The sequence below is a fragment of the Cryomorphaceae bacterium 1068 genome (genome assembly GCA_027214385.1).
In the GTDB taxonomy this organism is placed as follows: Bacteria; Bacteroidota; Bacteroidia; order Flavobacteriales_D; family Cryomorphaceae; genus JAKVAV01.
Genome location: JAPVXR010000004.1, coordinates 266350 through 292518 on the forward strand (window position 1 = coordinate 266350; position 26169 = coordinate 292518).

20 protein-coding genes are annotated in these 26169 nt (G+C 43.9%); 11 read left to right on the forward strand and 9 right to left on the reverse strand.

Annotated features, from left to right (window positions below):
* Nucleotides 1–130: 130 nt before the first annotated feature.
* Nucleotides 131–1033 (forward strand): choice-of-anchor J domain-containing protein, encoded by a 903-nt coding sequence (locus tag O3Q51_08045; protein ID MCZ4408754.1) that lies wholly within the window; start codon nucleotides 131–133, stop codon nucleotides 1031–1033.
* 53 nt (nucleotides 1034–1086) lie between these two features.
* On the forward strand, nucleotides 1087–2016 hold the full coding sequence (locus O3Q51_08050) for an isoaspartyl peptidase/L-asparaginase (GenBank protein MCZ4408755.1): 930 nt from the start codon (nucleotides 1087–1089) through the stop codon (nucleotides 2014–2016).
* On the opposite strand, the gene O3Q51_08055 is transcribed toward O3Q51_08050, so the two are convergent.
* Complete coding sequence (locus O3Q51_08055) at nucleotides 2013–3470, reverse strand: DUF5723 family protein (GenBank protein MCZ4408756.1); 1458 nt, start codon at nucleotides 3468–3470, stop codon at nucleotides 2013–2015. The genes O3Q51_08050 and O3Q51_08055 overlap by 4 nt on opposite strands.
* Nucleotides 3471–3474: 4 nt before the next feature.
* A complete protein-coding gene (locus O3Q51_08060; GenBank protein ID MCZ4408757.1) occupies nucleotides 3475–5091 on the reverse strand; it encodes a hypothetical protein in 1617 nt (538 codons plus the stop codon).
* 112 nt (nucleotides 5092–5203) lie between these two features.
* Here O3Q51_08060 and O3Q51_08065 point away from each other — a divergent pair, with 112 nt between their 5' ends.
* From O3Q51_08065 to O3Q51_08085, 5 genes are all read left to right on the forward strand, one after another.
* Nucleotides 5204–8254 (forward strand): amidohydrolase family protein, encoded by a 3051-nt coding sequence (locus tag O3Q51_08065; protein MCZ4408758.1) that lies wholly within the window; start codon nucleotides 5204–5206, stop codon nucleotides 8252–8254.
* A gap of 13 nt (nucleotides 8255–8267) precedes the next feature.
* Nucleotides 8268–9545: an amidohydrolase family protein gene (locus O3Q51_08070; protein ID MCZ4408759.1), complete on the forward strand. Its 1278-nt coding sequence runs from the start codon at nucleotides 8268–8270 to the stop codon at nucleotides 9543–9545.
* Between the two features lie 21 nt (nucleotides 9546–9566).
* Entirely contained in the window at nucleotides 9567–10061 is a 495-nt protein-coding gene (locus tag O3Q51_08075) for an HNH endonuclease (protein MCZ4408760.1), read from the forward strand.
* Nucleotides 10062–10358: 297 nt separating this feature from the next.
* Nucleotides 10359–11612: a hypothetical protein gene (locus O3Q51_08080; protein ID MCZ4408761.1), complete on the forward strand. Its 1254-nt coding sequence runs from the start codon at nucleotides 10359–10361 to the stop codon at nucleotides 11610–11612.
* A 93-nt stretch (nucleotides 11613–11705) separates the two neighbouring features.
* A complete protein-coding gene (locus O3Q51_08085) occupies nucleotides 11706–12068 on the forward strand; it encodes a hypothetical protein (protein MCZ4408762.1) in 363 nt (120 codons plus the stop codon).
* A 40-nt stretch (nucleotides 12069–12108) separates the two neighbouring features.
* On the opposite strand, the gene trpS is transcribed toward O3Q51_08085, so the two are convergent.
* Nucleotides 12109–13077, reverse strand: coding sequence for a tryptophan--tRNA ligase (gene trpS, locus O3Q51_08090; GenBank protein ID MCZ4408763.1), 969 nt, complete (start codon nucleotides 13075–13077; stop codon nucleotides 12109–12111).
* Nucleotides 13078–13166: 89 nt separating this feature from the next.
* Between trpS and gatC the strand changes: the two genes are divergently transcribed.
* Nucleotides 13167–13469: an Asp-tRNA(Asn)/Glu-tRNA(Gln) amidotransferase subunit GatC gene (gene gatC / locus O3Q51_08095; GenBank protein ID MCZ4408764.1), complete on the forward strand. Its 303-nt coding sequence runs from the start codon at nucleotides 13167–13169 to the stop codon at nucleotides 13467–13469.
* Nucleotides 13470–13521: 52 nt separating this feature from the next.
* Here gatC and O3Q51_08100 read toward each other — a convergent pair whose 3' ends face one another.
* The 4 genes from O3Q51_08100 to lepA form a co-directional block, all read right to left on the reverse strand.
* Complete coding sequence (locus tag O3Q51_08100; protein ID MCZ4408765.1) at nucleotides 13522–14439, reverse strand: outer membrane beta-barrel protein; 918 nt, start codon at nucleotides 14437–14439, stop codon at nucleotides 13522–13524.
* 51 nt (nucleotides 14440–14490) lie between these two features.
* The gene (locus O3Q51_08105; protein MCZ4408766.1) at nucleotides 14491–15804 is read right to left on the reverse strand and encodes a hypothetical protein; all 1314 of its coding nucleotides are present in this window, start codon (nucleotides 15802–15804) and stop codon (nucleotides 14491–14493) included.
* Complete coding sequence (locus tag O3Q51_08110) at nucleotides 15804–16289, reverse strand: RNA polymerase sigma factor (protein MCZ4408767.1); 486 nt, start codon at nucleotides 16287–16289, stop codon at nucleotides 15804–15806. Before O3Q51_08110 ends, O3Q51_08105 begins: the two co-directional genes overlap by 1 nt.
* Nucleotides 16290–16383: 94 nt before the next feature.
* On the reverse strand, nucleotides 16384–18171 hold the full coding sequence (lepA, locus tag O3Q51_08115) for a translation elongation factor 4 (protein ID MCZ4408768.1): 1788 nt from the start codon (nucleotides 18169–18171) through the stop codon (nucleotides 16384–16386).
* A 232-nt stretch (nucleotides 18172–18403) separates the two neighbouring features.
* On the opposite strand from lepA, the gene O3Q51_08120 reads away from it, so the two are divergent.
* From O3Q51_08120 to metF, 3 genes are all read left to right on the forward strand, one after another.
* Complete coding sequence (locus O3Q51_08120; GenBank protein ID MCZ4408769.1) at nucleotides 18404–18790, forward strand: hypothetical protein; 387 nt, start codon at nucleotides 18404–18406, stop codon at nucleotides 18788–18790.
* A gap of 2 nt (nucleotides 18791–18792) precedes the next feature.
* Nucleotides 18793–21831, forward strand: a complete 3039-nt coding sequence (locus tag O3Q51_08125) for a gliding motility-associated C-terminal domain-containing protein (GenBank protein ID MCZ4408770.1) — start codon at nucleotides 18793–18795, stop codon at nucleotides 21829–21831.
* A 79-nt stretch (nucleotides 21832–21910) separates the two neighbouring features.
* Nucleotides 21911–22864 (forward strand): methylenetetrahydrofolate reductase [NAD(P)H], encoded by a 954-nt coding sequence (metF, locus tag O3Q51_08130; GenBank protein ID MCZ4408771.1) that lies wholly within the window; start codon nucleotides 21911–21913, stop codon nucleotides 22862–22864.
* On the opposite strand, the gene O3Q51_08135 is transcribed toward metF, so the two are convergent.
* The gene (locus tag O3Q51_08135; protein ID MCZ4408772.1) at nucleotides 22861–23460 is read right to left on the reverse strand and encodes a riboflavin synthase; all 600 of its coding nucleotides are present in this window, start codon (nucleotides 23458–23460) and stop codon (nucleotides 22861–22863) included. The two genes, metF and O3Q51_08135, sit on opposite strands and share 4 nt — an antisense overlap.
* 7 nt (nucleotides 23461–23467) lie before the next feature.
* Nucleotides 23468–26134, reverse strand: coding sequence for a gliding motility-associated C-terminal domain-containing protein (locus tag O3Q51_08140; GenBank protein ID MCZ4408773.1), 2667 nt, complete (start codon nucleotides 26132–26134; stop codon nucleotides 23468–23470).
* Nucleotides 26135–26169: the final 35 nt, after the last annotated feature.

Genomic DNA, 26169 nt, shown 5'->3' on the forward strand with positions numbered 1-26169 from the left:
TAAAACACCTTCCGTTTAAGCCTCTTCACAGGCTTAATTTGCAGCCGATCTTCGACTGCTAGTACACATCTCTTTTTGGGAGTCCCCCACCATTTCTATCTATTTCTTTTACTCACTTAATACTATTACTATGAACAAAGTTTACCTACTCGCCTTGGCGATTCTTGGGTTTGGCACAATGCAAGCTCAACTTTATTTTGACGACTTCGAAGGCAATAGCCTTGAAGGATATACGCTCTACAATTTGGATGGCTTAACACCTGACGATCCCGATTTGGATACTATGGCCGATAGTGCTTGGACGATACGAAACATCACTTCTCAAGGCTGGGAATTTGGCTTGAGCGCATTTTCCGTCTCTTGGTATGCAAATGATGAAGGGCCTAGCGATGATTGGCTCGTGACTCCTGGCATTGCCATAGGCGAAGGAGCCATTTTGGAATGGGACGCCATGGCCATCACTTCAAGCGGCCTTTTTAGAGATCGCTATCAGGTTTTTATCAGCAGCAGTCCCGAGCTTGATGACCTCGGCTTATTGGCGCCAGAATTCACCATGGGCGATACGGGAGAAGTAGACTTCCCCATACACCGAACGCTTGATCTCGGTGCACTTGGCTATGCCAATGAAACCATTTATGTGGCTTTCAGAAACAATACTCAACCTTTCGTTCCCGGTGGTGGTAGTGGCCCCGGAAACGGTGGAAATGAATTGGCCATTGACAATATCGAAGTGAATGATGAAACGACTTTGAGCGTTAGCAAAAACGAGACTTTCGAATATGTCAGAGTTCAACCCAATCCTGTTGCCCAAGGTGCTTCCATCAATTTGTCAGTTTCGTTAAACACATCCGAAACGATTTCAATTGAAGTGATGAATATTAGCGGCAAGATTCACACAGTGATCTCAAACCGCATTTTACCTGCAGGTCCGAATTTGATTAGTATTGATCGAAACGGCTTAGCTCAAGGCATTTACTTCTTGAGGCTGCGCGCTGGTGAAAACACTTCCGTCGTAAGGACTGTTCTTAACTAAACCAAACATCTAAATTGGGCGCGGCTATTCAGGCCGCGCTCATTTTTTAGCCTATGAAAAACTTTTCACTAGCCATTCACGGAGGAGCAGGAACGATTCTCAAATCGGCGATGACCGAAAAAAAAGAAAAACAATACCACAGAGCATTGAAGAACTCGCTGAAGGCCGGTGAAAAAATTCTCGCCAAAGGAGGTTCGGCACTGAATGCAGTCGAAGCTGCCGTGATGGTGATGGAAGACTCTGAACTTTTTAATGCAGGTAAAGGATCCGTTTTTACCCATGAAGGCGACCATGAAATGGATGCTTCCATTATGGATGGATCTGATAGAAATGCGGGAGCAGTTGCCGGAGTAAGGCGCGTGAAAAACCCCATACGACTCTGCAAAGAAATACTGCATCACTGCGAGCACGTTTTCTTGATTGGCGATGGTGCCGAAAAGTTTGCAGAACTGAGAAAACTGGATATTGAAACGAAAGACTATTTCTCGACCGATTACCGCTTCGGACAACTGCAGAGAATCCGCAACACACATCAAACATTGCTCGATCACTCTGATCACGAATTGAAAAAATTCGGAACCGTCGGAGCGGTTGCCAGAGATCAAAAAGGCAACTTGGCTGCGGCAACTTCTACCGGTGGAATTACCAATAAGCGCTATATGCGGGTCGGTGACACGTCTATCATAGGTTCGGGAACCTATGCTGAAAATGGTGTGTGTGCCATTTCATCTACCGGCTGGGGCGAGTACTACATCAGAGCAGTGGCCGCTTACGATGTGGCCGCCATGATGAAATATGGCAATAAATCATTGGAGGAAGCCGCAGGAGAAGTCATTAATAAAATTATCCCGAAAATGGGCGGCGACGGAGGTATGATAGGTGTAGATGCAGAAGGAAACGTCGTGATGCCTTTCAATACGGACGGGATGTACAGAGGATTTATTAAGTCCACTGGCGAGAGGGAAACGTCGATATACGCTTAGCGCCTCATCATTGCGCGTCCGCTTCCTTGATTGGATTCAAAATCCCTGTTGAAGGTGAAGTTTATTCCAAAATGCACTCTTAAATCTGCGGCAGAAGCAGGGAGTATGACGGTCGACCGATCTGACGGATTGTCTTCGCTAATGATTGTGACCTCGGCAAGAGGTGCTACGTTAAAGTTTTCTACCATAGCGTAGACTTGAAAGAATCCTGCATTTAGAGATAATCCACCGCCCAAGGTGAAAGGTAAATCACCTGATTTGGTCATATGAACTCCTGCTTGAATTGAATTCCAAAGGGTTTGATTATATCCCAAGGAGGCTTGAAAATCGATCAGGCTTTCGCCAATGCCGTGAGTAACATTGCACCATCCTGTTCCGGTAAACTTCTCATTTTCAAAAACAGTGTAAGCCGCGCCATAACGCATAAATCCGTTGAGGCCTGTCTTAAAATCCCCTTCTGTTTTATCAAAACCAAATGTTTCTTCCAGTTCGTTTAAGAGGCTGTCTGCCTCGTTTTGAAATTCGTCGGAAAAGTCAGCATCTTCCTGAAAAAGAAATTCAGTTAGATCAACACCGTCAAAAGCAAAACTTGCATCATTAGTTTGGTAATTGGCGATATCGTCTTTCCAACGAATAAACCCAATATCATGAGCTGATATTTGCAATTGCAACCCATCAATGACTTCGTAGGTTCCACCTAAGTCAAAGGCAAAACCTGTGTTATTTTTCTTCAAGAGATACTCCTCAACCGTTGGCGTTTCACCATTATCAGAAACCAAGGAATTGATACCCGATGTATTGACCTGAAATTGACCCGATGTTGTAAGCTCATAGGTATTCGGGTCAGTACGCAGCTTCAATGATGATTTCTCCGTTTGGATCACCTCCATGCCATAAAGGTATTTTGCAGTTACACCCACATTTATTTTATCGGTAATCTGAGTGTTGAACCCTGCAGCATATTCTCTGAAATGAATGGCGTCAAAAGCGAGGTTTGAAAAATTTGCCGTGTTGTCTTCAAATTGGTAAGACCCAACGTTTCCGTATACTGCCAGGTTGAAAATATCTACCGGCAGATTTAATCTCGTTTGCACTCTCTCGGCGGCTCTGATGTGAACGTAGTGTTTTCCAAATCGCAAACCAGCATGAAAAAGTTCAACCCCGGCTGTAAATGATGTGGTAGCTTCGTCATCAATCGCAGCTAGAATCGACTCAGGTGAGAGAACCGAATTATCACCTTCAACGAAGTTCTGCGGTTGAATCCAGTTGTTTCCATGTTGCACATATACGTTACCCAAAGCGGGAAAAGCAATGTTAAACTTGGCCTTTGGCTGAAAAGCAGGATTGGCATAAATTCGTTGAGGCACCAAATCGAAGTGTCCGATTTGCCCACTCGATTGAGCATAGCCCTGAGCCGAAAATAGAATTGCAAGAATATAAATCAGTTTCTTCATCCTATTATAGCTCAAGATTGAAAATGGCTTTAGCGGCTACATTAACTTCAATGAAGTTCTCAGGATAAAGCCTGATGGGATTGTCTCCGTTGCCGGTTGTGTTTCCAAATACCTCAACGATCACTTGGGTCACGTCTTTCAGCGGGTCAATTCGCTCACGCGGAATAGAGACATCAATTCGCGTTTCTGTTTCACCGATTACTCTTCCATAATCAGGAGATCCAACGGCAGCAGACAAATCAACCGGAGCTGCAGGAATGATCGTCGTCGCTTCGGCAAAAAGTGAGTCTATTCGATTGAAATCATCGTCAAGAAAAACGAGTTGAACACCAGCTTCAATGGGAAGCGCATTTTTCACAAAAAGGCGCACATCCAATTGGTCAATTTCTTGGATATCGTTAGCTGACTCTACCAAATCACCAAAATCAATATCAGTGGTATCTTTTAAGCTAAAGTCAGATAATGATCCGTAAATAGGTAGTTCCACTTCAAAGTTGACATCCAGAGATGCGCCACGAGAAATAAAATTAGATTGGTCGTTCTCAGGGTTGATTTCCAACGAAATCCTTCCAATCACCTCATTAGGTTCAAACGCCATAAAATCTGTAACCGTTGGTGTCATGGTCTCGTTATCAATTTGAATTTGGCTTAAGCCAATATCTCCAGGTGCAGAAGCAGCTGATATAATCGGCAGCTGTTCAATTTGCGATCCGGGAACCACGAGAATTTCGCCATCACTGTTTTCTCCGATTATTTCATTCACAACAGGGCGAAGACCAATCCCATATCCGTTAAAAAAGAAAAGATTGAGCGCGGGGTCTTCCAACCTAAGGACCCCATCAAAGTCGTCATCAAAGATGCTGATTCCCGCTTGTTGATCATCCAAATTGATGATTCGAGGAGAAATGTATCCTCCTACCGATGCTATGGAAAAATCATTTAACGAAAGCGAAATAGAAATCTCATCGGGATAGGTTCCACCATTATCAGTCAATTCGAATCGAAAAGAGAGTCGAATTCCATTGTCAAATTCGTCATCCGACCTCAATCGGAATAACAAGTCTGTGAAATCTTCATTGATGCTCGCAGAAATTGGAGGGGAATCATCGGAAAAATCAACGCTGAAAACGGGCTCTCCCGTGAAAGGGTCGAGAATAGACATTTCTCCACTAAGAGGAATTGAGCCATCTGAATTGATCGAAAGTGTCAAATTTCCAGTTTCGAAACGAATCGAATCCAGTCGGTCATCTCCAAAATCAAGACTGTAAATGACGTCTTCCTCAAATGAAACCGTTCCAAAATTAATTAGATCAGAAAGCTTAGAAGCATCTAAAGTATAGACATCATCAACCTGTTGATCATTTAAATCTAGATACTCATCTGCCGAAATGGACTCTAAGGTATCCTGATAAACAAGAGTTAGTACGCCGTCATCTCCGGTAATTACCAAACCTTCATCGTCATACCTATTGATAACTTCTTCGGCAAAAATCGTTGCTTTTGCCAGAGGAACACCAAATTCAGGAGAAATTGAAGAACTAATGTCCTTGACCTCAATTTTCTCCTTTACGCAAGAAGTGAATAGGAATAAAAACAAGAGCGGAAGTACGCTATACTTCATATTATAGATTTAAGGAGCACAAACTTTATGCACTTAACAACGTTTGCTATCAATCAAGACATACGCGAAAAAGGAATAAGTGTTTCTTAATTTCGCAATCCATCAAGGACATATGAAGAGAATATTAGCTTGGGTAGGCTTCACCATGGTCGCCATCGCGACCTCCGCGCAAGTCACTTTTCCCGAAAAGGGCATTTCGTCAAAAGACAATTTACACCACCTGATTAAAGGAGCTACGATTCACCTCGAACCGGGAAAAACAGAGGTAGGTGATCTTTTAATTTACAAGGGAAAAATCCAAGCCATAGGCCTTATAGCTCAGGAAGACATACCTGCGAATACGGTGGTTTACGAACGTTCGGAAAAGTACATCTATCCTTCTTTTATCGAACTCAACTCCGACTATGGTATAGCCAAGTCAGACGATAGGAGTTCAAAGAAAGGACCCCAATACGAACGACAAGAAAATAAAAGTACCTATTGGAATGAGGCCTTTCATCCTGAAGTGAATGCATACGATAGTTTCAAACCGAATAAAAAGGATTCGGAAGGGTTACTGAAAATGGGATTTGGAATAGCGCTAACCCATAATCACGATGGAATAAGTCGCGGAACATCGTCTCTCGTTTTGATTGGTGAGGGCAAGGCCAATGAGATGATGCTCGATGAAAAAGCGGCGCAGCACTTCTCTTTTAGTAAAGGCAGTAGCACCCAAGATTACCCTTCTAGCCTGATGGGCGCAATGGCCCTGATCCGCCAAGCACTTTACGATGCGCAGTGGTATGCCTCGGCGCAGCAGAAAGAAACCAACGTTTCGCTTCAAGCACTACTTGACCAAAAGGATCTTCCTATCATTTTCGAAGCAAAAGAGGCGAATGACTTGATTCGAATTCAGCGAATCGCTGAAGAGTTTGATCTTAAGGTAATCGTTTCAGGTTCGGGCGAGTCGTACCAAGTTTTGAATGAACTCGGCGAGAATATAACAGGAGTCATTTCACCTCTCGATTTTCCCAAGCCATTCGACATGAGCGACCCCGAGCTGAGTCGCTATGTTTCGCAAAGAGACCTTCTGCATTGGAAAAGAGCGCCTTTCAATCCTCGATTCGTTTCAGAGGCAGCTATGCCCCTCACCCTTTCGGCGAATGGAGTTAAAAAGGAAAAAGATTTCTTTAAAAACTTGCGACTGGCCGTTGAAAAAGGCCTTCCGCCAGATGAAGCTTTGGCCTCCCTCACAACAATACCAGCTGAAATATTGGGAGCAGAAAAGGTCGGAAAACTATCTCCCGGCTACCTCGCCAATTTCTTCATTACAGATAAGGAAATTTTTTCTGAAGACTCTCCGAAAGTATTTGAGCATTGGATCAAAGGCAAAAGAAACATCATAACAGAAGTCGATGTGCTCACTTTTGAAGGAAACTACGACTTGAACATAAACGACACCTACTATGAGCTTTCCCTTAAAGGTGAAGAAAAACCAAAAGGCCAGGTATCACTTATTCAAGATACGGATACCCTCACCTCGAAAGTTGAATTTGCCACCCAGGGAAATGAAGTGGTATTGGCTTTTGACGATCCCGAAGGAAAAGGGCGATTCAGATTGTCTGCTACCAGCCTTACGGATAATAGAATTTGGGATGGCCGAGGCATTAACCCTTTCGGAAAAGAGGTGTTGTGGAGCGCTATTCGAACGAAAACTAAATCAGAAACTGAGAAATCAGAGACAGATACAACGGCTACTGATAGCGTTCTCGCACTGCCTGAAATGGTCTACCCATTGACCGCTTACGGTCAAGATTCTCTGCCGGAAGAGAAGTCCATTTTGATTCGCAATGCGACGGTTTGGACATTGGACGAAAATGGTATTTTAGAAAATGCGGATGTTCTCATTTCGGGTGGTAAAATCAAATCAGTCGGCAGGAACTTGTCAGCTCTTCAAGGAATCGTTGACCTAGACACAATCGATGGAACGGGCATGCATATCACCCCGGGAATTATCGACGAGCACAGTCACATCGCCATCACTCGAGGAGTAAACGAAGGCACGCAGTCCAGCACGGCAGAGGTGAGAATTGCCGATGCGGTTTCTCCAAATGACATCAACATCTATCGACAGTTGGCGGGTGGAGTTACTACGGCTCAATTGCTTCACGGCTCAGCCAACCCTATAGGCGGGCAGTCGGCCATCATTAAAATGAGATGGGGAGAAGACATGAACGACATGCTTTTTGCAGAAGCGCCGGGATTCATCAAATTCGCTCTGGGCGAAAACGTGAAGCAATCCAACTGGGGCGATTCGTACAATACACGTTATCCGCAAACGAGAATGGGTGTGGAGCAGTTCTACTACGACTCCTTTTACCGAGCAAAGGAATACGGTCAGCTTAAAAAGCTGAACGAGGCAGGAAAGAAAGCCAAGAAAAAACGCGGACGCAAAAAAGAGGAAACAGAAGAAAAAGAAGCATTTAGAACTGACATTGAGCTGGAAGCGCTGCTTGAAATTCTCAATAGCGAGCGATTCATCACTTGCCATTCGTACGTGCAAAGTGAGATCAATATGCTCATGCACGTTGCCGACAGCATGGGCTTCACGCTGAATACTTTCACTCACATCTTAGAAGGATACAAAGTGGCCGACAAGATGAAGGAACACGGAGCTTCGGCATCTACCTTCAGCGATTGGTGGGCCTACAAATATGAGGTGAAAGATGCCATCCCACACAATGCCTCAATGCTGAATAGAATGGGCGTGACGACGGCCATTAACTCTGATGATGCCGAAATGGGAAGACGACTGAATCAAGAAGCTGCTAAGGGGATTCGCTACGGTGGTATGAGTGAAGAGGATGCCCTGAAAATGGTCACCCTTAATCCTGCAAAAATTCTCCATATTGATGAATACGTTGGGAGCATCACCGAAGGGAAAGATGCAGACATTGTGATTTGGAGCGATCATCCGCTGTCGGTTTATGCTAAGGCGATGAAAACCTTTGTAGATGGCAAAGTTTACTTTGACCGAGACGAAATGGAACTGCGAAAAGTGCGGGATGAAATTGAGCGAAATGAGATTGCCAATGAAATGTCAAAAGCGGCTTCGAACGGCTCCGCTACCCAAAAGCCAAAACGTAAAATGGAAAGATATTACCACTGTGATACGAAAGAATAGAATACTCGCATTGATGGGAATCCTGACCGTTTTATTGGTTCAGGCCCAAGAGGAAAGCCGAAGTGTCATCTTTACAGGTGGTAAAGTTTTCACTGCAACAGGTGAAATTTTCGAAAATGGCGCCGTCGGGGTAAGAGCCGACACCATCGCCTTCGTTGGAAAGGCATCTGATGCCACCTTTTCCGACTACAGTCGAGTGGAAAAATTGGAAGGACGGCACGTCTATCCGGGACTTATCGCGACGAATACAACGTTGGGTTTAACAGAAGTTTTCGCTGTTCGCGCAACCCGAGATTACCGCGAGGTAGGAGATATGAACCCGAACGTACGGAGTATTATCGCCTATAATGCTGAGAGTGACATCACCTCTACGGTGCTGGAAAACGGTGTTCTCTTCGCCCAAATTTGTCCAAGAGGAGGAACCATTAGCGGCACCTCATCCGTAGTTAAACTCAAAGGGTGGAACTGGGAAGATGCCGTGTACGAAATGGACGAAGGCATCCAGATGGATTGGCCGCGAATGTTTAAGCGTAAAGGTGAGCGCGACGATCCTAGGGAATTCGAACCCGACGAAGAATACCAAGCGAGAATCAATGAGTTGAAAAGTTTTTTCGCCTCAGCAAAGGCATACGCTCAAAGCAATTACCCCTTGGAGCGCGACTTGCGTCTAGAGGCCATGAAAGGAATATTTGATGGAAGCAAACGACTCTACATCGAAGCTGATTTCATCAAGGAGATTCGCGAAGTAGTTGCATTCAAACGGGATTTAGAATTAGCAAAAGTCACTATTGTAGGTGGCTATGAGTCAAACCGCGTAGCGGATCTTTTGGCAGAAAACGAGATTAGTGTTCTGGTACGACGTGTTATCAGCTTGCCGAGACTATCGGAGGATCACATCGACGCTCCGTTTCGTTTAGCCGCTCAATTGACGAAAGCCGGAGTTCTTTTCGCTTTTCAAATGGACGGCGATATGGAGCCCATCCAAAACCGAAATTTGGCATTCGCGGCGGGCGTAGCTATTGCAAACGGATTAGCCCCCGAAGATGCTTTGAAGGGATTGACAATCAACGCAGCAAAGATTTTAGGAATTGACAATCGAACAGGCAGTTTAGAAATCGGCAAAAAAGCGAACTTCATCGTGACTGATGGAGACCTATTTGATATTCGCACGGGACGTGTGCACCGTATCTACTTAGACGGTATGCTGATCGATCCCGAAAACCGTCAGAACGACCTCTACCTGAAGTACGCAAGAAAGTATGGTTTGCCAGATGTGGATGGAAAACCTTAATTTTGGGTAAATCCGACAATTATGGCTAAAAGAAATACACCCGAGAAATGGGTTCTCATGACCGAGCTGAATGGTGAGCCATTGCTCCATCATTTCAAGTTATCTAATCTCGGAAATGTAGTACGCATGAAAAAAGGAGAGGGCCCTGAAGAGCCTTTCCACCCGAGGAAAATTCTAGGTTATCAATACATTTCTTTTACGACTCGGAATGGGTCAAGAGAAACCATTTACCTGCATCGCTTAGTAGCTGAGTTTTTCGTAGAGGCCTCAAGTCCCGATGCTGAATTTGTCATTCACATCGATTATTCTCGAGATAACAACCGTTTCGACAACCTTAAATGGGTAAACAAAGTCGAACTTAAAAAACACAGATCCGCCAAAGCAGGTAGGCTTCCGGGAAAAATGACGAGCAGAACCAGGCTTACTGACCCCACCGGGCCTCTTGAAGAAAAGGTAGATACAAAAAGCTACGAGTTGAGAAGGCTCGTGAGCAATGTTGCTAATGTTGTACACTAGCTCAATGGTATACACTACACTCTAAACAGTGTGATTTGGAATCGACAGTTCAGATCGGTTTTCCTAAAGTACGGCCTTTGCGTATTCCTTAGTTTATTAGCATCACGGGCTGCTTTTAGTCAGTCTAATAATTATTGGTCATGGAATAGCAATACCCATTCTACTTTGCTTGCGGGAGCCGTAGTTGGCGGATTATCGGGTCCGAGCTCAATCTTTTACAACCCAGCACTCATCAACCACGAAAATTTACCGTCTCTTTCGGTGAGTGCTAATTTGCTCTCTTGGCAAATTTACAAAGTGGAAAATCTTGCGGGAGACAATCTCGATGCAGAAAGGAGCATTTTCAAGGTTCAGCCTCGCTTCATATCATTCGTCCTACCTACCGAAAATAAACGAATAGGCGTTCAACTTGCGCTGATGTCTCCCAGCTCTGAAAAGGTAGAATATGCAGCACAATATGAAACTGAGCTGGATATCATTCAGCGTACAAATGGGAGAGAAACGTACAACGGTTATATTAGCTACGATCGCCAGTACAATGATACATGGGGAGGCTTGGGATTTTCGTATGAACTAACAGACCGAATGTATTTCGGTAGTAGCATGTTCATCTCATACAAAAGTCTTAATCTGGTCTCGATACAATCTGCTGAGGCCTATCAAGCTTCAGATACTGTATCGATAGCTGACAATCTAGAACCGCGATATATTTCGACAAGTGGCTTTGAAGAGCAACTCTCTTATTGGTATTTCAACGCCATTTTTAAGATTGGTTTTCAATATACATTGGAGAACGATCGATTGAGCCTTGGTCTAAATTTGACCATGCCCGATATCCCGATATACGGTGAAGCTGATGTGCGCAAACGATTTTATCGAAGCAACATTTACGACAATACAACGGATGATTTTGTCAGCAATGAGAATACTCTAGGTGTGCAAGAAAAAAGTAATGTGCGGGTAAAGAGCCCTTTTTCCATTGCCTTTGGTGGGGCCTATTATTTCAAGAAGAAATCGAATGTATTGCTTTTTACCGCGGAATATTTTTCTCCTATAGCGACTTATAACATTGTAGCCTCTAAACAGCAAGCCAATTGGCTTCCCAAGCATGTCGATCAAAACCTGAGAGGACAGTCCTTCATGTCCTATAGTTTTAAAGCCAACCCAGTTACCAATGTGGCTATAGGATACAAGAGCGTACTATCAGATAACCTTTCAATTTTGGCAGGGGTAAGAACAGATTTTACCAATGGGAGTCAGGAAGAATTGCGTTATGTAGATGATAATTATGGAGTCCCTCAAATCAACATGAATAAGTGGCACATTAGCTCGGGACTGCTATTCGAAATATCGCGATTTAAAGTCTTGACGGGGTTGCAGTATACTTATGCAAGAGCGGAAAACGTCTTACAAGCCATCAACTATTCCGATCCGATCGAGTACAACCCGACCACAGACCAATCCTTGGAGGGTGTGAGAAAACGTGATGTTTCAGCTGCATTCAATGAATTAACATTGTTTCTGGGACTGTCAATCACCGGAAATCAATAGGGATACAGAGCTCGATATGCAATATCCTTAATACCGAATACTAATTAAACCTTCTTCCAAAATCGTAGTCAAAAAGTCAAATATCAAACTATGATGAAAAAGACATTTTTAATGATAGCCGTGCTTTTTGGACTAGGTCTAAGCACGTCAGCTCAAGAAGGCGGAAAACGAGAAATGCCAAATGCCGAGCAAATGACAGAGCGAATGAAGACTCAACTCGAACTTACGGACGAGCAGTACAAATCAGTTTATGTAGCCAATGAGGAAATGATCAAAATGATGGAAGAAGCTGGCGGAAGAGACGCAGATCAAGAGACCAAAAACAAGATTAAGAAACTACATATGGCCAAACTAAATGAGATCCTTACGCCTGAGCAAATAGCCAAAATGAAAGATCAAAAACAACAACGGGATCGAAAAAGAAAACACGCTAAAACCAAACAGGTAGAAGAATAAGACCAAACAAAAAGCCGCCGATTAATAATTAGCGGCTTTTTTAATACCCTAATTTTTCACGTACCTTCTCAATAACTGATCGGGCCACTTTTGCGGCCTTCTCTGCCCCAAGTGCCAGTTGATCTTCAATTTCAGAAGGATTCGACATCAGCTGATCGTACTTCTCTCGTTCTTCCCCAAAGCGATCCACGATCAATTCATACAATTCCTGCTTGGCATGTCCATACCCAAAACCACCTGCCTCATACTTTTGACGCATGTCAGCAATTTCCTCCTTCTTAGCCATCGTCTTATAAATATTAAAGACATTGCACTCGTCAGGGTTTTTGGGGTCTTCTACTCCTTTGCTATCCGTAATAATCTTCATCACATTCTTTCGCAGCTTCTTATCCGTCTGGAATATATCGATGAAGTTCCCATAGCTTTTGCTCATTTTCTGCCCGTCAGTGCCCGGAATGTACATGGTTTCTTTTTGCACTCTGGCCTTTGGAACCACCAAGGTCTCTCCGACCAAATGATTGAATGATCCCGCAATGTCCCTGGTCATTTCCAAGTGTTGGAGCTGGTCTTTTCCTACCGGAACGATATCGGCATTGTACAGCAAAATATCTGCAGCCATAAGAACCGGGTAGGTAAACAGACCCGCATTGACATCTGCCAACCGCTCGCTTTTGTCTTTAAAGCTATGTGCATTTGCCAACATTGGAAACGGCGTAAAACAGTTCAAGTACCAGGTAAGCTCTGCCACCTCGGTAACATCGCTTTGACGGTAAAAGGCATTGCGCTCCGTATCCAAGCCGAAGGCAAGCCAAGCTGCGGCTACTGATCGCACGTTAGACTTTCTCAACTCAGCATCTTTGATGGTAGTCAGTGAATGCCAATCTGCGATGAACAAAAAAGCCTCATTACTCCCCTCATTAGCGAGTTCAATGGCGGGCTTGATAGCCCCTAAAATATTTCCCAAGTGGGGAATTCCCGTGCTTTGTATTCCTGTTAAGACTCTAGCCATAATTCGGGCAAATTTAGGGATTTCAAGTTGCTTTAATTTCAGCAAAGCACAACCTTTATTACAAGTTGTAATTCCCTAAATTTGGCGTCATGAATGTGGACAATGCACTGATCGATAAACTCGCCAATCTTTCTAAACTGGAATTTGACGATGCGTCCAAGGAAGGAATCAAGAAAGACCTTACACGGATGCTTGCTTTTGTAGAGCAACTCAACGAATTGAACACGGATGGTGTGGAACCATTAATACATGTAAATGAGGAGACGAATAAGTTTCGTGAAGATGCGGTGACCGAAGAGCTTTCGCAAAAGGAAGCGCTAAAAAATGCACCCGAACATGATGGGTTCTACTTCAAAGTTCCCAAGGTGGTAGAAAATCCAGATGAGAAATAAAAAAAAGTGCAAGCTCTCACCTGCACTTTTAAGCTTTGAAAAAATTTCTTCCTTAGAACTTGATAAAGAATCCCGAGGATACGGCGAATACGTCTTCGGTATTGGCATTATCAAAAATCGGTAAGAGCCCTACCTGACCGAATAAGGTCAATCTTCGGTAACCAACTCTCACGGTTGCATCAACAGCCCATCGATTCAATCCCAGTTCGCCCTTCAATGAAGCCTTATTGTTGTTGCCGTCAAGCGAATATTTTTGCTTGTACATATTCCCAAGCCTCACTTTTCCCACAACTCCTGCCGTGATGTGGAATGACTTTTTCGGATCTAGTGAAGTATTGAATTCCAATAAAAGAGGTATCCCGATGTATTCGGCTCTTAACTTATTCTTGGAAACATTTTTCTCGCCTGTAGGTGAGATTAGCATGCTATCGCCTGCAAAGATCAACTCGTCGGACCCGGAAAACTTGTAGTTGTATATCTGGAAAGTCAATCCCGATACCAATCCAACGTAGTCTTGCGCCAGTCGTACCTTAACTTGTCCAAAATTGACTGCGATATATCTAGAATTAAAAAATCCAGGTTCTAACATTCCTGATGTTGGATCATCTGAAAGGCTTGTACCATAATCCTTATTGAGAATTCCATTTAGACCTATGTCTATTCCGTCCCACCAAGTTAATTGGTATTTAGGGCTATTGCCCCAGTCGTCCCAATCATCGTCGTCGTCATCGTCTATATCTGCTTCAGATTTGCTTACGATCGTGATGTAGGAGTTCTTCAACTCAATCCTAGTGGTATCTGAGTAGGTACTGTCAGGATTCATCGTTCGTACCTGTGCATTTACTTTGCCATCCTTCATGGTGACTTCAATTGTTTCAATGGGCTTAGCCGTCGTGTCAGCCTTTTCCTCTTCTTGAGCAAAAGACGCAATACAAAAGAGAAGAGCTAGTGTGGTTATTATCGTTTTCATGTTCTATGGTTTTCGGTATTTGAAAGTGTGACGGACAGAGGTATTAAAAAGTTACTTTTTGGTGGAATGCGAAACTTTAAAGCCGCGAATTCTAAGGGAATAAGTAAGTCTGTCACCCTCGTCATCCACTTCTTTTTTTAACTCAGAATCCAATGCCTCACCGGCTTTATGTGTGATTCGTTTAGCTACACTCAGCGCCATTTCATCTCGTTCTTGGTCCGATAGATTGAGCTCATCAGCTACACGAGTCTCTGCCATTTCTCCTATAGTTTGATATTCAACTGAGGTAGTTTCAGGAGCGCGATCAGCAAATAAAGGTTCAACTTCATCACGCACCTCCACTATAGAATCCGGAAGTGTGACTTGTTCGTTTACAGGACTTTCGAACTCTAATGATTCTGCGAACTCTAACTCATCCAAGTCCTCTTGAACCTCGGACATCTTGGGTATTGCTTCTCGTTCGATTTCAGGTTCTTCGTTCTCGGCTACAAAAACAGGATCGGGCTCGCGAATCTCCCATTCTTCGAGTTGATACTTCTCGGCTTCAATATCATCGGGAATGGAATCCTCTTTAAACTCTTCCTGCGATTCTGCTGCCTTCAAGGTGTCCGGAGTAGACTGAACGACTTCTCTTTGCGCATATCTCGGATCAGCAGATTCGGGTTGATTGAGCAGAAAAACCAGCGAGGCGCTCAACCCAACTAAAAGTATGATGGCAGCCGCTCGGTAAAAGAGAACCAGTCCTTTCTTTTCTTTTTTCTTAAGCTCATCTTTGAACGGATAGAAAATTCCTTTTGGAGCTTCCAGCTTTAGTTGATCGGCCAGCGCCAAATCCTTTTCGCCTGTCTCGACTCCCGAAGCATAATTCTCCAGTGCTTGATTCTCCTCTCGGGAAAGAATTCCCTCCGTTCGGGCAACCAGAAAATCTTCGTAGTTCGCTGAAGTAATGGGAAGAGAAAGCGGCAATTGATACAGCCCTTCTCGGTCAACCGATTCGGCCGTAGAGGCCAACTTCAACTTTTGCCAAAGCGCATACTCGTCTTTGAATTGATCCTTTGCAAGCAATTCAGCCAAGAGTTTTTTGTCGTACTCATTTGCATTGCCTTCAGCGCACCTGAAGTACAATTGCTCGCGCAATGATTCGTTTTTTGTCAAATCATCGAATGACGGAACTTTCAATTCATTCCAATTGGCAGGATCAGATTCGGGCTCGAGTGAAACGTTTTCAAACTCTTCCAACTCAGAAGCCAAATCAGGATTTTGAGACAGAAAAGCTTGCAACTCAGTATTGAGTTCTTCACTCAAGTTACCCTCGAGGTAATCGAGAAAGAAAGCTTCGTAGTTATGTCGAGTAATTTTTTCCATTAAATCACGGCTTCAATGCTGCCGATGTATTGTTTCAATGCTTTTCGGGCGCGAAAGATGTAAACCTTCACCTGACTTTCAGACATCGATGTAATCTCACCTATTTCTTGGTAGCTATACCCTTCGTAGTCGCGGAGTAATACCACCGATTTTTGCCTTTCGGGCAATGTCTCCAATGCCTCGTGCAAGATTTCATTCAAGTCTGAGTATTGATTGCTATGCGCAAGCTTTTGTGCTTCCACCTCATTGAAGTTTCCCTTTTTCTTATCTCTTCTTATTTGATCAATCATTGTATTGTACCCTGTCGAAAACAGATAGCTCTTTGCTTTTTCTGCATTGACGTCCTCCACCTTCAGCCACATCTTGGCAAAGGCTTCCTGAACCAAGTCGCGGGCTTGTTCTGTATCACGAGTATGCTTGAGCATAAAGCGGTACAGGCCGTCGGCGTGGGCATCAACACATTGGTTATAGTCATCAACCGTCATAGGCTCATCAGAGGGTTACATGGGTGTGACGGACAGGGTATCCGAAAAGTTACTCCATCACCAAAGAAAAAGAAAAAAGAACGGGAAGTGGCTCTTAGTCCAGTTGCAAAACAGCTAAGAACGCTTGCTGCGGAACCTCTACGTTTCCGACTTGGCGCATGCGCTTCTTACCTTTCTTCTGCTTTTCGAGAAGTTTTCGCTTTCGCGTAATGTCACCACCGTAGCATTTCGCCGTAACATCCTTTCTCAAGGCGCGAACTGTTTCACGAGCTATGACTTTAGAGCCAATAGCTGCTTGAACGGCAATCTCAAATTGCTGTCTCGGGATGAGCTCTTTTAGCTTGGCGCAAATCTTCTTGCCTAAATCGTAAGCATTATCGCGGTGAATCAGAGCAGATAAGGCATCAACAGGATCGCCATTTAGCATAATGTCCAGCTTCACCAAATTGCTCACCTTGTAGCCAATCGGATGGTAATCGAAGGAGGCATATCCTTTAGAAATGGTCTTTAATTTATCGTAAAAATCAAAAACGATTTCGCCCAAAGGCAGTTCAAATGTAATCTCAACACGATCAGATGTGAGGTAAACTTGGTTCTTCAGGATTCCACGTTTTTCGATGCAAAGGTTCATCACCTGACCGACAAAATCAGACTTAGTGATAACCTGCGCCTGAATATACGGCTCTTCCACCTTGTCCATATTTGATGGGTCAGGCAATTCAGAGGGGTTATTTACATTAAATGTCCTTCCGTCAGTTGTGGTCGCAATGTAGCCCACGTTAGGTACCGTGGTGATTACGGTCATGTCAAACTCTCGTTCCAATCGTTCTTGTACGATCTCCATGTGGAGCATTCCCAAGAATCCACAGCGGAAGCCAAAACCAAGTGCAGCGGATGACTCAGGTTCATAGACCAAAGAGGCATCGTTCAGCTGGAGTTTTTCCAAAGAAGCGCGAAGCTCTTCGTATTCGTCGGTATCCACCGGATAGATTCCCGCAAAGACCATAGGCTTCACATCCTCGAATCCCTTTACGACCTCTGAGCAAGGATTATTTACCAAGGTAATGGTATCTCCCACTTTCACTTCCTTGGCCTTCTTAATTCCCGATATGATGTAACCTACATCTCCCGCTTTCAACTCCTTTTTCGGGAGCATATTGAGTTTGAGGGTACCGATTTCATCGGCGTAGTATTTTTGCCCTGTGTTGACGAACTTCACCTCATCTCCTTTTTTGATGCTTCCGTTTCTAATGCGGAAATAAGCAATGATTCCTCTGAAAGAGTTGAAAACTGAATCGAAGATCATGGCCTGAAGCGGCGCTTGGGGATCTCCCGTAGGCGCGGGTATGCGATCTATAACTGCTTTCAGAATAGCTTCTACACCCATTCCCGTTTTTCCACTGGCAGGAATTACGTCTTCAGGGCTACAACCAATGAGGTCGACAATCTGGTCGGTTACCTCTTCGGCCATGGCGCTATCGAGGTCCATTTTATTTAGCACAGGAACGATTTCCAAGTCGTGCTCCAGAGCCAAATAAAGGTTGGAAATGGTTTGGGCTTGAATTCCCTGAGTGGCATCAACGATGAGCAAAGCACCCTCGCAAGCAGCAATCGATCGAGATACTTCGTAAGAAAAGTCAACGTGACCCGGAGTGTCAATTAGGTTCAGAACATACTTCTCCCCTTCAAATTCATAATCCATCTGAATCGCATGACTCTTAATGGTAATTCCTCTCTCACGCTCCAAGTCCATATCATCAAGCGTTTGCTCTTGAAGCTCTCGATCGGAGATTGTTCCCGTGAAATGGAGCAATCGGTCAGCGAGAGTGCTCTTGCCGTGATCAATATGAGCGATGATGCAGAAATTTCGGATGTTCTTCATACCTTATAAAATCGAGTGCGAAAATACGCTTTTTGGCTTGTAATGTCCTAAGGAAAAAGCAAAGCGGAAACTTCTTCAATTCGATTTTTCCAGCTGTTGAGATTTTGATATGGGCGAAATTATAACCGAGTGAAGAAGTTCATACAGCTGAAATGCCACCAAATGCAACATCTATCTTCCTATATTTGCGATTCTGTGGCAACGCAATTCAACTAATTTACGTCAAGTCATTATGAAAACCTTATTCACCCTTTTGATCTTAGCTGTAAGTCTAAGTACTATGGGTCAATCGCAATTTGACCCGAGACTTTTGTCAAGATATTCCGAAGAAAGAATCGCAGAACTCAGCGAAAAGCAGCCTTCCACCATTGAGTATTGGACTTATTACCTCGACCACAGCTACATGATTTTAGATGGCGAGGCTACTGGAAAAACATTGGACACCAACGAGGAAGTTAAAATTAAGAGTATTGGTGACTTCAATATTTTGGCGCTGGGAATTCATATGGACGGCAAACGTCAAAAGGCTTTTCGCATCAAAGGCACCAATCAATATTTGATCCTCAAGTCGAGTGATCAATTCAGCAAAGAGTTTTCGAGAAACCGTGTTTCTAAATAACTATGAAATCCCACTCAATGAATGTTTGTTCTAAACTAGTACTTGCTGTACTTTTTATTTTTTCAACGGCCATTGCCGTTGCTCAGGAGCCAATCCCTATATCGGATGAAGGAACCATCGAAATTACCAATTGCGATAATACCTTAATAATTACAGATAGTAATGATGGTGAGGACGGTAATTATTTGCCTGGTGAAATCTACCAAATGACGATTTGCACCAATACCGTATTGGGAGATCCAATTCAAATCGCCGTACTTCCGCAGCAAAACGCCAATGACACGATCAATTTGTGGGGGGTAGATGGAACCAGCACACTGACGGTTTATGAAGGAACCGGGACAGGTGGAACTCAATTAGGAATGTTCAACACTGTCACTCATCCTGATGGATTCTTCTTGCAAGTTGATGTGAATTGTATCACTTTGGTATGGGAATCAGGAGAAGATATCTCTTTCCCAGGTTTTGTTGCCCAAGTAAACTGCCTACAGGAATTGCAGCCATTTAATGTTTCTGTTTTTATTGATCCTCCGTTTGGATTATCGACAGATACATTTCCTGATATAGGTCCGAATGAAAATGTCATTACATTCTGTTTTGGTGATACCCTGACTTTTACAGCGAACCCTTCATTTCCTTTATCTAATGCTGAAGGAAGTGGCTACGAGCAGCTCGCCGAAGAATGCACGTACACTTGGGACATGGGTAATGGTGATGTTTTTGAAGGTATTGGACTGAATACTCTTACTTACGGATTTCCTGATCCCGGAGGATATTTTGCTACTCTTACCATTACAGATGTGATGGGTCAAGAAGAGACCTACGATGCCTATTTTTTGATGGCTCCAAGACCAATATTCTCAAATATCGTATTTGGTGACACGCTCTGTTTAGGTGATACTACTATTATCACCGGAGGGATTCTCTTTCCTGACACAGTGGGTGTGAGTCCAAGCACAAGTGCGGTGCAACCGAACTACAACTTTACTGACAGTAGATATCTGCCGGACATCACGACTGCGAATGAGATCTATTCAACAACAATAGAAATTGAAGGGTACTTAGACGATCCCATTATCATGAATCCTGGAGATTTCGTTAATGTCTGTCTCAATATGGAGCATACCTATCTCGGTGACCTGGAAGCTTGGTTGACTTGTCCCAATGGCCAAACAGCTGCGCTATTCCAGGGTTTTGGAGGGGAAGGAGTTTTCCCAGGACCCGGATTCGGCGGAGGTGGAACTTACTTAGGTGACGCCAATGATGGGCCCGAAGAAGATGAAGGTATTGGCTTTGACTATTGTTTTGCAGACGATGGACCATTGCTAACAATGGGAGAAGAATTCGCGGCTGGAAATACAGTCCCTGTTAGTACCTTCCAAGCTGGAAATGCAATGGTGGCAGGAACTTATACTCCTGAGCAAAACTTCGAAACGGCCTTTAATGGCTGTCCGCTAAATGGAGACTGGACACTGAATATTGCAGACAATCTTGGAGCGGATGACGGTTACATCTTCGAATGGAGTATGGAATTTGGCCCTGACTTTGAACTTGACACCATTTATTACACACCCGACATTATTGATGCGTATTGGTTGGAAGATGAGGACATTGTCTTCAACTCGGATACTAGCGTTACTATAGTTCCTCAATCACCTGGAAACAATACTTATACTTTCGTTGCTGAAGATAGCTTTGGCTGCATCCACGATACGACCTTCTCTGTGTACGTGCGCCCACTACCCGTTTTCAATAGCAATATTGCTTGTTTCTTGATTGATTCACTCAATCCAAATAATGACCCTGCGGGAGGAGTATACGAAGTTCTCGAAACACCAACTCAAACGGCTGAGCTCATCTTCTCTGAAGAAAACGAATTTGGATTTACCACGATTAATGCGACTGAATACGGGATTTACACAATAGAATTCACAGAAAATAATTGTGGATATACTGATCAAGCCGAAATTGACTTCAGACCTGTTCCGATGATAGAACCGTTCTTCGAAGATACCGTTCTTTGTGGCGGATCCAGCATTGTTTACGAGGCAGGACCACAGGAGGCAAATTCGGGGAACTTCTTCATCAATTGGACACAGGACGGAAATACGTACAACACGACCGACTACAGCACCACCGTTAGCACATCAGGAGAAATCATACTGACAATTACCGGCGTCTGTGGAATTGCAGCAGACACTTCTAACATAACTGCTATTGAAGTAAACTTCGAGGGTGATACGATTTGCGGACTAATTCCGCGATTCAAAGCCGTAGAGGTCGTTCCTGAAAGTGTTGGAGGTTCGTGGTCTGCCGACGATGACGGAATTATTTTTTCTGCTCCTGATGCCATCGTTACCGAAATTATCGCTCCTGACTTCGGAGACTACCTCATTACATATACTGATGTAAGGTGTCCGAATGATGCCGTAACCCGAAATATGAAGTGGTATCAGCAACCGGACTTGACTATTCTACCTGAGAACCCCATTTTTTGTTTTGAAGATGATTCTCTCAATCTAACTGCGGTGTTGCAAGGAGAAGGCAATGGAACGTACTTCTGGGAACTCACTTCAGTGAACCCGGGAGTTGTAACTCCTCCTACTGACGTTGACTTTGATCAATTCCAAAGCTTTCCGCCACCGGCGTTTGAGCCGGCACAAGCTTATATAGCTTCTGTAGCTACTGCTGATGCATTTGGCCGATGCCCTGAATTAGGCAGAGACACCTTGATTTTTACGCCCCTGGCCTGCCAATACAACATTCCTAACATCATTACTCCAAACGGTGACGGTTTGAATGATTTGTTCGCCATTCAATACATCGAGTTTTTCCCTGGCGCATCATTGGCTGTGTTCAATCGTTGGGGTCAAGAGGTGTTCTCAAGTTCTTCGTATGATCAGTATCAAGCTGAAAATCAAGGGTGGGACCCTGAAGATCTTCCGGGAGGGGTTTATTTCTATGAATTGAAGCTACCAACTCTCGACAGGGTTGAATCAGGAAATGTCACCATAATTACTGAGCAAGGCAGCGAACAATAATCCTTTCAATTTATTATAGTAGAAGACAAGCCCGTTTATCGGGCTTGTCTTTTATATTAGCCCCCTAAATATTCGGAGCGTGAAAGTTACTGATCATCTTAAGCGAGCGAAGAGCACCGTATTCTCATTCGAAATATTGCCTCCTCTTAAAGGAAAAGGCATTGAAGACATTTATAGAGGAATAGATCCATTGATGGATTTCAAGCCCCCTTTTATCAATGTAACCTACCACCGCGAGGAGTACATATACAAGAAGTTTCCGAACGATATGCTCAAAAAGGTGAGCATCAGAAAAAGACCCGGAACCGTTGGGATATGTGCTGCAATTATCAATAGATATGATATTGACGCTGTGCCTCATCTGATATGCGGTGGATTCACAAAAGAAGAGACGGAAAACGCATTAATTGACCTTCACTTTCTGGGTGTAGACAACGTTTTGGCTTTGAGGGGAGACCCTATTAAAAGCGAGAATAATTTTGTCGCTGAAGAGCTCGGTCATCAGTATGCTGAAGAACTGATCAATCAGATTGCCCGTTTAAATCAGGGTAATTATCTCCACGAAGAGAGTGAGAACAGCGGAAAGACCAACTTCTGCATAGGTGCAGCCGGTTATCCCGAGAAGCACTATGAGTCGATGAGTATCAAAACTGATTTGAAGTATCTAAAGGAAAAAGTAGATGCCGGTGCCGAATACATCACCACTCAAATGTTTTTTGATAACCAAAAGTTTTTCGACTTTGAAAAGCGCTGCCGCGAGATGGGCATCACGGTTCCCATCATTCCTGGGCTCAAGCCTATTACTTCTTTGCGCCATATTCAGTTCTTGCCAAAGACTTTCTTTATAGACTTCCCTGATGATTTGGCAGATCAGTTGATGGATTGCAAAACAAATGATCAAGTCAAAAAAGTAGGCGTAGAATGGGCTATTAAGCAAAGCCAAGGACTTGTGGAACACGGTGTCCCTTGCCTGCATTACTACACAATGGGAAAATCTGAAGCTGTTAAAGAGATTGCCTCAGAGGTATTCTAATTGGTTTTTGGCTCGCGTCTCATCATCTCTCTGACGTACTTTCCAATGATGTCAAACTCAAGATTCACCGTTTCTCCAATGGTGAAGTTTTTGAAATTGGTATGTTCGTAGGTATAAGGAATGATAGCCACCGAAAATCCAGTCGGTGAGCTATCCACAACGGTGAGACTCACACCATTGATGGTAATGGAGCCTTTCGAAACGGTCATAAAATCAATGCTCTCTTCGTGTTCAAAAAAGAATCTCCAGCTTCCGTCTTCTTCGTAAATTTCCGTCACCTTCCCCGTGGTATCCACGTGGCCTTGAACAATATGCCCATCAAATCTTCCCGTCATCGGCATACATCTCTCCAGATTAATTTGCGTTCCCACTTTCCAGTTACCAAGACTTGTTTTTCTCAATGTCTCAGCTATTGCTGTAACGACATGAGCGCTCTCAGATAGATCTACTACAGTCAGGCAGACGCCATCATGAGCTATACTTTGATCGATCTTAAGATCGTCACTGACATTTGACTTTATTGTGAAGTGGATATTCTGTCCTTCTTGCGCAATTGATCTAACTGCGCCCATTGTTTCGATAATTCCTGTGAACATGTCGGGGTTAATCTAGGGTGTTTCCTTTCTCGGCAAAGATGGTAATGTAGCCGGAAAGATCAATCGGTTCTATACCTGTGAGTCTTTGGGTAAATACCCGACAAACATAGAAGTAAGTACCGTCAGTAACCACCCCATCGCCCTGAATGTTTTCACCATTCCAAAGAATTTGCGGATCAGTAGATTCGAAGACTATACCACCCCAACGGTTGAATACGGAAAACTCTACCGAATCTATAGCCCTTATCGGGAAAGGGATTAGAAGATCGTTTCTCCCATCGCCGTTTGGAGTGAATACATTCGGAAAAGCATATTCAGGACAATTATCAAAGCAAACGATATTGCTAAACTCACTTTCATTTTGAATAAAGCTCCCGTCAGGCCATTCAGATAATGAGTCTAATGCGGTGATGGCATAGCAGCCCGAAATTGAATTCTCTTGAACCAAGTCTCTGAAAAGTGTCGTCGAAAATTCACCTTGGAAGGATTCCAGTAGTTCAAGATTCCCCCCTTCAGTAGCTGAGTAATAGACGTTATACCCAGTTACATCGTCCGTATCCTCGCATTCTACATTCGGATTGGTCCACTCCAAATCCACAAAGAGATCAACACAATCAGCATCACCGAAAAGCTCAGGTGGACAGGGTGGATTCCGATCATAAGGTGCGGAGCAAGTCCTTTGAGAAAAATTGATCAATGTGTCATTCTCCAAATCTGCAAAATAAGACCCTTTCGCCACCAAGTAGTAACAATACTCACGATTGTTGCGCAAATTCAGGTCCAAATACCCCACTGTATCGATGGTAGCGAGAAGTTCAAAATCGGCCTCACCATCGGCTCTTCTGTAGATATCATATTCAAAATTGAGCCAAGGGTTTTCTTCGCGCCACGTGACTTCAATTTGATTGTCATTCGGAATCAGCGTTAGAAAAATACTCGAAGCCAAATTTGAGCGAGCTGCAAATTCACCATTGCTATACAACTCCACTCTGTAAGTATTTGCGGTATCGACGGTATTGGTAAAAGGAGGAGGGGTAAAACTCGTTTGCAAATCGTCCAAATTACTTTCAATGGGCGATTCAAAAATCACATCTTCAGCCATTTCATATCCTGCCGAGCGTAACAACCTGTATTGATATGGCCCTGGAAAAACATCGAGATCCAGATCAATAGGATTTCTCCAACTTACAGTATCAACCCCTGCAATAGCAGTGACACCCACACTATTTTTCTTAATGATCGGGATTCCAAAAATAATCTCCGCACAAGCTTCATTGCTGGCATAACTCTCTGCGCCATCGGGAAAACAAGCCACGACCATGTAGCAATTCTGTCTACCAAAAAGGACTTCGTCATCGTCTAAAAAAGAGGTGCTGTTTAGACCTAACGTAGTATCAATCAAAGTGAACCCGGTGTATTCAGGAACACCTGTTTCACATTGACCGGGCTCAAAGCCAAAAGAACCAACGCGTCGATAAATCTTGTATCCGATCGCCTCGCTGCAGGGCGATGGCTCCCAATTGAGCTGTATGGAACTACCCAAGGCTTCCGCTTGCAGGTTTTCAGGAGCAGGCGCCACCACGGTAATATTCATTGTTGTGATATCTACAAGAGGCACACCCGGACCATTATCAGTCACCTGAAAGGTCACTTGATATGGCTGCAACCGCACATTTTGACACTCCGTGTCCCAAGAGAACTCTGCTTGCACAGGAGGCATCATCCCATCTTGGTCAAGCGTCGCCTCATTTTCGACTTCAAACGGCAGCCCGAAAGCAGCTATCTCCAAATTAGAACCTTCCGGATCAGTGGCTGTAATTTCAAAACTCAGGTTTTGACCGGCCTCTATGCAGGTATCAGGTATGAAGCCAATCTCGGGAGGAAGATTGGCACAGTCGTCAACGACTATCTGCATATCGCGCATTACCTGTCCTAACCTCACACCGTTTCTCCATTCTTCTACTATGAAAGCAATATTGTACTCTCCGTTTCGCTGCGGTGATTCCCAAACAATCGTTCCTGTTAGAGGATCAATACTAATGTTGTTGGTAGGATCCGGAGACCCGGCTATTGCGTCTATCTCGTCCGGATAAACAAAAAAACCTAATTCAAATGGTTCACAACCCGCACCCATACTTGGAACCAATTTGAATGACAAACTGTCGCCATCTGTATCAACTGCCCCGGGATTATACACCCAAGGCTGAAACTTACAGGCGTCTTGAAGAGGGAGGTTAGTGAATCGAACGGAATTATTGGCCGCGAAGGCTGCTGATATTCTCAGCTGTGTTTGGATAGCAAAAACAACAAAAAGGGAATTTCCATTATCGATATTGAGGATACCCCCGTTTCTATTCGGGTCAGTTATGCAAATATCATATTCTCCCGAGCCTGGAAAAGTGTGCTGCTTGATATAAACATTCTCTTGCGAGTCCCTGTCCGGAAATGAATTGATTTGTATTCGCTCCAAGCTATCAGCAGGACTTCCATCACCCCACACAATTGGCAACCAAGGCCTGTCTGCAGGTGCAGAGGTTTTCGTGTAAGTGTAAACTGTAAACTCGTAAGTATTTCCTGAAACATGTCTGTATGTAATCTCCCCTGCCCTATTATGGGTTGCATTCGCAAGGAGCGAAAACAGCATGACAACGAGTACAAAAAGAATTCTTTTCAATTCCTGAAAATTCAATGATCTAAAAGTAGCAAAAG

Excerpts from the sequence above, each read along its gene's own strand:
- O3Q51_08060 (MCZ4408757.1), bottom strand. The coding sequence starts at position 5,091 with ATGAAGTATAGCGTACTTCCGCTCTTGTTTTTATTCCTATTCACTTCT.
- O3Q51_08100 (MCZ4408765.1), bottom strand. The coding sequence starts at position 14,439 with ATGAAAACGATAATAACCACACTAGCTCTTCTCTTTTGTATTGCGTCT.
- O3Q51_08105 (MCZ4408766.1), bottom strand. The coding sequence starts at position 15,804 with ATGGAAAAAATTACTCGACATAACTACGAAGCTTTCTTTCTCGATTAC.
- O3Q51_08085 (MCZ4408762.1), top strand. The coding sequence starts at position 11,706 with ATGAAAAAGACATTTTTAATGATAGCCGTGCTTTTTGGACTAGGTCTA.
- O3Q51_08050 (MCZ4408755.1), top strand. The coding sequence starts at position 1,087 with ATGAAAAACTTTTCACTAGCCATTCACGGAGGAGCAGGAACGATTCTC.
- trpS (MCZ4408763.1), bottom strand. The coding sequence starts at position 13,077 with ATGGCTAGAGTCTTAACAGGAATACAAAGCACGGGAATTCCCCACTTG.
- O3Q51_08120 (MCZ4408769.1), top strand. The coding sequence starts at position 18,404 with ATGAAAACCTTATTCACCCTTTTGATCTTAGCTGTAAGTCTAAGTACT.
- O3Q51_08125 (MCZ4408770.1), top strand. The coding sequence starts at position 18,793 with ATGAAATCCCACTCAATGAATGTTTGTTCTAAACTAGTACTTGCTGTA.
- lepA (MCZ4408768.1), bottom strand. The coding sequence starts at position 18,171 with ATGAAGAACATCCGAAATTTCTGCATCATCGCTCATATTGATCACGGC.
- O3Q51_08135 (MCZ4408772.1), bottom strand. The coding sequence starts at position 23,460 with ATGTTCACAGGAATTATCGAAACAATGGGCGCAGTTAGATCAATTGCG.
- O3Q51_08065 (MCZ4408758.1), top strand. The coding sequence starts at position 5,204 with ATGAAGAGAATATTAGCTTGGGTAGGCTTCACCATGGTCGCCATCGCG.
- gatC (MCZ4408764.1), top strand. The coding sequence starts at position 13,167 with ATGAATGTGGACAATGCACTGATCGATAAACTCGCCAATCTTTCTAAA.
- O3Q51_08070 (MCZ4408759.1), top strand. The coding sequence starts at position 8,268 with ATGGGAATCCTGACCGTTTTATTGGTTCAGGCCCAAGAGGAAAGCCGA.
- O3Q51_08055 (MCZ4408756.1), bottom strand. The coding sequence starts at position 3,470 with ATGAAGAAACTGATTTATATTCTTGCAATTCTATTTTCGGCTCAGGGC.
- O3Q51_08075 (MCZ4408760.1), top strand. The coding sequence starts at position 9,567 with ATGGCTAAAAGAAATACACCCGAGAAATGGGTTCTCATGACCGAGCTG.
- O3Q51_08110 (MCZ4408767.1), bottom strand. The coding sequence starts at position 16,289 with ATGACGGTTGATGACTATAACCAATGTGTTGATGCCCACGCCGACGGC.
- O3Q51_08045 (MCZ4408754.1), top strand. The coding sequence starts at position 131 with ATGAACAAAGTTTACCTACTCGCCTTGGCGATTCTTGGGTTTGGCACA.